This is a genomic window from Methanosarcina sp. UBA411 (genome assembly GCF_002495725.1).
Classification (GTDB): Archaea; Halobacteriota; Methanosarcinia; order Methanosarcinales; family Methanosarcinaceae; genus Methanosarcina.
Window position 1 is genome coordinate 29,688 of the sequence record NZ_DAGK01000017.1, and the last position, 7,483, is coordinate 37,170.

Below are 7,483 nucleotides of genomic sequence, written 5' to 3' on the forward strand. Positions count from 1 at the left end.
ACCTGAGCTTCAGACTAACCTGAACTTAAGATTCATCTGGATTTCAGACTAATTTGGCCTCTAAATCCCAGATGTGCTTTGAAAATACAGATTTAAGATACTGATCTGAAAGAATAGCATAAAAAAGTAAAGAAAAAATTTAGAAAAAATAAAGGAGCCATAAAATGCCAGCAAAAGTCAAGAAAGAAGAATGTACAGGCTGTGGAACTTGCGTGGAGGAATGCCCTGTAGAAGCAATCACTATTGATGAGGACGAAGGTTGTGCAGTCGTCGATGAAGACGAATGTGTAGATTGTGGAGCCTGTGAAGAAGCCTGCCCCAATGAAGCCATAACGGTAGAATAACCTTGAAAACCGGAGCTCAACGCTTTAAATAAAGTCTGCAAACAAAACCGGGTATTCGGAAGGAGGGCACAAAGCTGGTCAGGTAAAGAAAATTTAATCAACGCTTGAAAGCTGCTTCCCATTCTGACTTCCTATTTTTCAGAAATCGCCGGTTTGCTCCGCTTGAAGAAGGAAGGACTTTTGTTTCATACCCCATTGCCCTTAGAATCGGTTCGTATTCTCCGGATTTCTTGCCGTTAAAAAGAATTAGCTTTAGGTTCGGGGCTATTTCTTTCAGGATTGAAAATTGATTTATCTCTTGGTTCTTTATCTTGGAATCCTCGCTTCCTTCCCTTTTTCCGGCTTTAAAGACATCCCAGAGCCCTATTTTATTACGTTTCAGAGTATCAAGCCGTTTTTGGTAACCCATACCCTGAAGGTCTTCTCCGATAATATTGCCAAGGAGCCTCCAGAAATCATTGCCTGGATGCCCGTAGTATTGATGCTTCCTGATAGAAACGTCACCCGGAAGAGACCCGAGAATAAGGATTTCAGTATTTTCGTCAGCTACTGCAGGAAAACCTTGCTTTTTCATTGATTAAGTAAGGTGGAACTTAAGGTTATTTCAAGCTTTGGGAACAAGAAACATTTTATTCAGAAAATAATTTTCTTTTTTCAATATTTTATATGCAATTATTTTCTTATATTGTAATTATAGCGCGTATGCAGGTAATTAGCTATTTTTATTTCAATTTCTAGTCTGTCTCGTTTTATAGAATTATACTTTATTACATGGAGTTTAATTTTCTCAATATTTTTTGTTTTTGATTGTCTGCTATTGTATCTGTATTGAAATATTATATAGATTTGAATCTGCTAAGTCATTGCAGGAAACAACAATGTTTCTTTTTATTGGTTTTAATTATTATAGAAAAATGAGGCTACATAAAACATTGGATAAATAAGCTTAAGACATTAACAATAGGATTAAAACTGGTGCCTTAAGAAAATAGCTTTCTAACAGGAGATTATTTTTAGTAATAAAAGAAATAATATTGGAAATATAGGCAATTTTATATATTAGTGATAAGCTTGGGAACTAAATACTGATTTCGTATTTTGAAAAGGAGTATTATGTTTTCATACTGGATAATATTCACAGCCTAATCACAAATCTGCATCAGTAAAATGTGAGAGTTTTTGATGTTGATTGAGATCAAAAATAAAAAATGTATTTTAGTCAGGTGTTAATTGTGTGGAAAATAACAAAATATAATCGCATAATGGCGCTGTTATCTGTCTTTCTAATATTAATAATGGGTTCTGGACTAGGTGCTGCAACCGAGATAATAGTACGCAACGGTGAATCCATACAGGTTGCAGTGGATAACGCAACGCCAGGTGATACAATAATTGTAGAGCCTGGAACCTACAATGGAAACATTGTCCTCAATACAGAAAATCTAGTAATTATGTCTCAATCAGGTAATCCTGAAGACACAATAATTCAAGGAGATGGTTTTGATCTTAAAAGTGATGCACAGGGGACAGTTATCAAAGGCTTTACTTTAAAAGGCACAGATAATTCTTACGGAATAAATCTCAATGATTATGCTGACTGTACAATTGAAAAAAATAAAATAGAGAATTATAATACTGCCGTTAGCACCAGTATATACTCTACCTTTACGATAAATAATAATGAAATTTCAAGTTGTGATTCTGGAATTGATATCGGTGAATCCTATAGCGCTACTGTCAAAGACAATACAATTTCAAATTGTAGAACAGGAGTCGTTGTGGGAGATTTAGGGAATGCAAATATTGAAAACAATATGATCAAAGAAAATGATAATGGAATAGCCTTAATGTACGAAGCTCGTGCTACTATTGTTGGTAATAATGTAAACTTTAACAAAAAGTGTGGCCTTTACGATAATTCATATGGCGGTAGCACAATTTATAACAATTACTTCAATAACACAGTAAATGTGATTTTTGGCAGTAATCACAATTACCCTAACACCTGGAATACTACAAAAACAGCCGCTGCGAATATAATAAGTGGCCCTCATATTGCAGGAAACTATTGGGCTAAACCTGACGGAACAGGCTTTTCTCAAACACACTACGATGCAGATGGAGACGGTATAGCAGAAGATGAAGTCATATTAAACGAGAAAGAAATTGACCATGCAGCCATTGTATCATCAAATATAGTAACACCGGAGCAGCCTGTAGAAACACCTAATGAGAATCAAACTGGAAATCAAACTGAAGTACCTAATGAGAATCAAACTGAAGCACCTAATGAGAGTCAAATTGGAAATCAAACAGAAATACCCGCTCAGAATTTAACAGAGTTGCCTGTAGAGGGGATTGAAGACACTGGAAGCAGTAGCTCTGGCGGCAGTCATCACAGCTCTGGATCATCCGGTGGATCTGCAGGTGGATCTCCTGAGCCTCAGAAGAATGTTGAAGCTAAAGATACAGCTAGAGTTTTCATTCCTGGTGAGAAGCTTGTATATTTCAACTTTACAAATAATGTAACCGTTGTTGATTATATTAGCTTTGAGTCAGAAAAGACAATGGGTAAAACGACAGCAATTGTTGAAAACCTCAAAAACAAATCTGATCTTGTTACAGAACTTCCAGAAGGAAATGTATATAAGTCCTTTAATGTGTGGGTAGGAAACGGTGGTTATGGAGATTCTGGCGATATTCGAAATGCAGCCATAAGCTTCAAGGTTGAAAAGGCCTGGATTCAGGAAAATAACATCAATTCGTCTTCTATTGTGCTTTATAAGTACGATAACAAAAATAAAGAATGGATGAAGTTACCAGTAAACCTTACAAATGAGGACGATCAGTCCCTGCATTTCACAGCAAATGTGCCTGGCTATTCTTCTTTCGTGATAACAGGAGAGCAAAGCACATTAACAACAGAACTTACTCAAACAGAAGCAGATAGTAAGGGAAGTAATAATGAGAGCAATACTTCAAGTGAAACAGGTGCAGAAAATCCGAAGTCACCTGGATTTGGCATAATCGGCGTAGTTGTCGGTTTAATTTGTGCAATCAGATGTAAAAGAATATAAAAAGGCGCAGGTATAAAATTTAATAAAAAAGTTACAGGAAAATGATGTCGAAAAGCTTAAGGATTCAATGGAGTTCTCTCAAACTGAATTGAATCTGGAGCTAATCATTTAACTAAATCTGCAACTTTGCTTAAAACGTATATGAAGAACATAGTCTGAATTAAAGGGAGTTTCTCCCTTTAATTTTTACTTATTTTAAATAGTTTAAATCAACATCAACCGAAATGAGTAAAAAGTTTGTTATAATAGAATTCAGTTCAGGCTCACTAAAGTTAACCCAGGTTAAACAAGAAACAAAAAATCAAATTGGTTAAAAAATCAAATTGATAAAAATCAAGTTAGCTAAAAATTAATTTAGCAAAAATTAAATTCGGGCTATCTTTTCAGACAAATCTTTGTAATAATTAAAAAGTTCTTGCCCCCAGACAAGGGCGCTTTTCTCAAAACTTACCATTTCGTGGTTGTAGTACCTTCCTTCTTTAGAGACCATGGAAAGGGAGAGGAAGCGATCGGTAACAATGCTGGAAGCAAGCTCAATTTTCTGGTCGCAAACAAAAAGGCCTGTGTTTTTAAGATTTAAGAATTTTTCCACATCTGCCCTGTAATCGGAAACCAATTTTTCATAAATTGGCCTTTCCAGAACAAGCGAGACTTCAATACCTCTTTTTGCAAGGTCCAGATAGAGACTTGGATACCCAGGGCGGAAAATTGAAGAAATTTCCATAACTGTCCTGGAGCTGTAAAGAGGATCCATAATTTCAGGAGGATAATCAAAAATATGAGTTTTCTCAGGTAAAAGCTCTTTACAACTCCCGAGTTCTCCAATCCTATCCAGTAGGTGAGGAGGAAGAGTCCGTAAATTCTGTCTTGCCCAATAATCATGGTTCTCGTCGAAAACCTGGAAAGTGGAGAGAAGAGGTTCCATTTTTGGGACAATGAGTTTTCCTTTTACAGAGAGGCTGTAACAATCTTCTTTTTGCACCAGCAGCCCTTCCTTAAGCATGATGCGGATCTGAGCCATTATAGGACTGGAACTGACTTTAAGTCCTTTCTTGATTTCTTCGATTGTCTTTGGCCCGTCCTTCAGAAGTAAAAGCAGATTTTTTCTTTTATCCGAAAAAAAAATTGTGTCTATTAACTGAAGTTCTGTACTCATTCAATTTAACTCCCTGAAAAGGATTCTGGAATCGGATCTGGATTTGGTTGGAAATTTAACTTTGAATTTACATATGTACAAATTACCTTGCCGATTGGCTCACAAATTACCTTACAAACTGCCTTACGAATTGCCTTATTTATCAGTGCAGGCTGAGCAACATGGATTCCAGAAAAGTTTCACTTTCTGCTGTACACATAAAGTTATCAATATATTGTTCACTCTCGATCTGCCAGGCTGTTGATTTATAAAACTCAAAAAGACCTTTTGCCCAGTTTATAGCCTCAGGTTCGGAACAGGACATGTAATCATAATAGAATCTCCCATTGCTGTCAAAGAGAGAGATCATCATCCCACGGTCTGAAACCATAAGTTCAGCCAGCTTGACCCCATCATTACAGACAAAAAGTTCAGTGTTTTGCAGCGTAGTAAATTTTCTTATTTTCTTTTCATAATTCTGCATAATTTTTTCGAGTACCGACTCCGTGAAAATAAGAGTGACATCTGACTCGAGCCTTGCAAGCCTTGTGTAAAGGGGAAGGAATTCAGGCCTGTAAAAGGATGAGAACACCATCAAATAACGTGATGAAGAGAAGAATTCCAAAAGTTCTGTACTCGGTTCAAAAATCTGGCTCGGATCGGGTTCAACCAGCTTGCAGTCCTTCAAGTCTCCTATTTTGTTGAGGAGATACGGGGGAATTCCACTTAGGTCGTGTTCGATCCAGTAATTGTCTCTCTCGAGTAAAATAAGGACATTGACAAGAGATTTAACTCTTTTAAAGACCTGATCCCCCATATCTGTCAATTCATAGCTGCCATTTTTTTGAATAACAAGGTCACTGTCTGTAAGCCTTTTGATTTGGGGTAAGATAGCCGTGGGAGAAACATCAAGGAGGGTCTTAATTTCTTCCATTGTTCTTGGTTCCTCTCCCAAAAGTAAAAGGAGATCTCTTCGTTTCTGGGAACGAAATACGACATCTATTAACTCATGCTGCATTCAAACCACTTCTATCGCATTTTTATGTAGATATAGGATTTCTGTATCATTTGACACTAAAATCTCCGCACGAAGACGGATGAAAATTCGAGTTCCAGTCTGATTCTGTACAACCTGAACAGGAAGAAGCGTTTGTGCCATATTACAGGGATAATCGATACACCCATTTATATAAAAGTATTTGGATGAATAATTTTAAACGCAAAAAAGTCTAGGCAACATAATTATGTGAGTTCCTGAAAAATTACAGGCATCCATAAAAACGATAGCTTAAGATGTATTTTGAAATCGTTAGTTTTTTTACTAACTAAAATAATTAGAGGATGTGAAATTGAAAGAGTACAACATGAACATTGAAATTTTTAATCGGATTTATCTGAATAATCGCATTGTTCAAAAAAAGTCATTATGTAATTTATCCACGCATTTAGAAGAAGTCTAGATGTTTAGAAGAGTGACTTCAAAAATTTAAGACTTGTTTATCAGGAAAAGAGATGGCAAATAATTCCAGGGAAAAAAGCTGTGTAATTACTTTAAAATTTCAGACCCCTTATTGCTCTGTAAAAACCAGAAAAATATTTTCATCGGTTATGGTATATGTGATAATTTCCCCTAATTATGTTGTATAAGTGTGTCAGAATTAACGGACACGCAAATCAATCAAAAAGGAAAAGTTCCGGTAAGAAGAAGAAAATTCTTTCGCTGGTAGATACTGAGGAAATCTGGAGATAGAATCCAATAGAACGGACTCGTTGCAGATTTTTTAGACCTGAATACCCAAAAGAAATGACTTCATGGAGGGAAAGCCGGAACCTCACGATACCGAATATACCTAGGGCTGTAGACCCGGTAACGGTAGAGACCTTTTTGCCAAAAACCAAAACGGAGGTTTAAAAATATGTTGGACTTTACAGAGGCAAGTCTGAAAAAGGTTTTAACCAGATACAATGTGGCTCTGGAAAAGGCAATGACGCCTGAAGAAGCCGCAGAAGAGATCTATCCTAAAGACGAACTGATCTACCCGATCGCAAAGGCCATCTTCGAGGGAGAAGAAGATGACGTTATCGAGGGTCTCCAGGCTGCAATCGATGCAGGCAAGGACCCAATTACTCTTATCGATGACGCTCTCATGGTCGGTATGGGCGTTGTCACAAGACTCTATGATGAAGGTATAATTTTCCTTCCAAATGTCATGATGTCCGCTGACGCCATGCTCGAAGGTATCGAATTCTGTAAGGAAAACTCTGAAGCTGCCCCTGTAACCAAGGGAACCGTTGTCTGTCACGTCGCAGAAGGTGACGTTCACGACATTGGTAAGAACATCGTTACCGCTCTCCTCAGAGCAAACGGATACAGTGTAGTTGACCTCGGAAGGGACGTCCCTGTGGACGAAGTCCTTACAGCAGTTGCCGCAAACAACCCAATTATGGTCACAGGTACTGCTCTAATGACCACCACCATGTATGCATTCAAGGAAGTTAACGACAAACTCCTCGAGAAAGGATATAAGATTCCATTCGTGTGCGGTGGCGGTGCAGTTAACCAGGACTTCGTATCTCAGTATGCACTCGGCATATATGGTGAAGAAGCAGCTGATGCACCCAAGGTTGCTGACGCAATAGTTGCAGGTACTACAGATATCGCAGCATTAAGAGACAAATTCCACAAGCACTGAGGTGAGTTAAATGGCAGCAAAAAGATATACTTCAATGGCATACGCAAGCGCAGACGAAATGACCTTCGGCGTATCCAAATACCCGGTAAAGGCAGGCCTCGACCTCGAAATCGGTACAGGCTACACAATTCCTGAAATTAATTATGCTCCAAGACCTGAAGCCGGTGCATCCAAGGAAAAACTCGTAAAGGAATACGAGAGGATCACCACTGACATTATGTCAAGGATGGTTCA

At 37.8% G+C, this 7,483-nt stretch carries 7 protein-coding genes; 4 read left to right on the forward strand and 3 right to left on the reverse strand.

Translation table 11 applies throughout. The annotated features are described in order from the left end of the window. Positions 1-164 precede the first annotated feature (164 nt). A complete protein-coding gene (locus BP861_RS06665; RefSeq protein ID WP_292373744.1) occupies positions 165-344 on the forward strand; it encodes an indolepyruvate ferredoxin oxidoreductase subunit alpha in 180 nt (59 codons plus the stop codon). A gap of 97 nt (positions 345-441) precedes the next feature. On the opposite strand, the gene BP861_RS06670 is transcribed toward BP861_RS06665, so the two are convergent. Further along, positions 442-918, reverse strand: coding sequence for a DNA-deoxyinosine glycosylase (locus BP861_RS06670; RefSeq protein WP_292373746.1), 477 nt, complete (start codon positions 916-918; stop codon positions 442-444). A 658-nt stretch (positions 919-1,576) separates the two neighbouring features. On the opposite strand from BP861_RS06670, the gene BP861_RS06675 reads away from it, so the two are divergent. Continuing rightward, positions 1,577-3,421: a PGF-pre-PGF domain-containing protein gene (locus BP861_RS06675; RefSeq protein WP_292373748.1), complete on the forward strand. Its 1,845-nt coding sequence runs from the start codon at positions 1,577-1,579 to the stop codon at positions 3,419-3,421. Between the two features lie 364 nt (positions 3,422-3,785). Here the strand turns inward: BP861_RS06675 and BP861_RS06680 are convergent, their stop codons facing one another. Then, entirely contained in the window at positions 3,786-4,577 is a 792-nt protein-coding gene (locus tag BP861_RS06680; RefSeq protein WP_292373750.1) for a helix-turn-helix transcriptional regulator, read from the reverse strand. A 142-nt stretch (positions 4,578-4,719) separates the two neighbouring features. Continuing rightward, positions 4,720-5,574: a helix-turn-helix transcriptional regulator gene (locus BP861_RS06685; protein ID WP_292373752.1), complete on the reverse strand. Its 855-nt coding sequence runs from the start codon at positions 5,572-5,574 to the stop codon at positions 4,720-4,722. Positions 5,575-6,472: 898 nt separating this feature from the next. On the opposite strand from BP861_RS06685, the gene mtaC reads away from it, so the two are divergent. Both mtaC and BP861_RS06695 read left to right on the forward strand, forming a co-directional pair. Beyond that, the gene (gene mtaC, locus BP861_RS06690; protein ID WP_292373754.1) at positions 6,473-7,249 is read left to right on the forward strand and encodes a methanol--corrinoid protein MtaC; all 777 of its coding nucleotides are present in this window, start codon (positions 6,473-6,475) and stop codon (positions 7,247-7,249) included. 10 nt (positions 7,250-7,259) lie between these two features. Next, positions 7,260-7,483 (forward strand): methyltransferase MtaB domain-containing protein (locus BP861_RS06695; protein WP_292373757.1); only part of this gene is annotated, 224 nt, incomplete at its 3' end.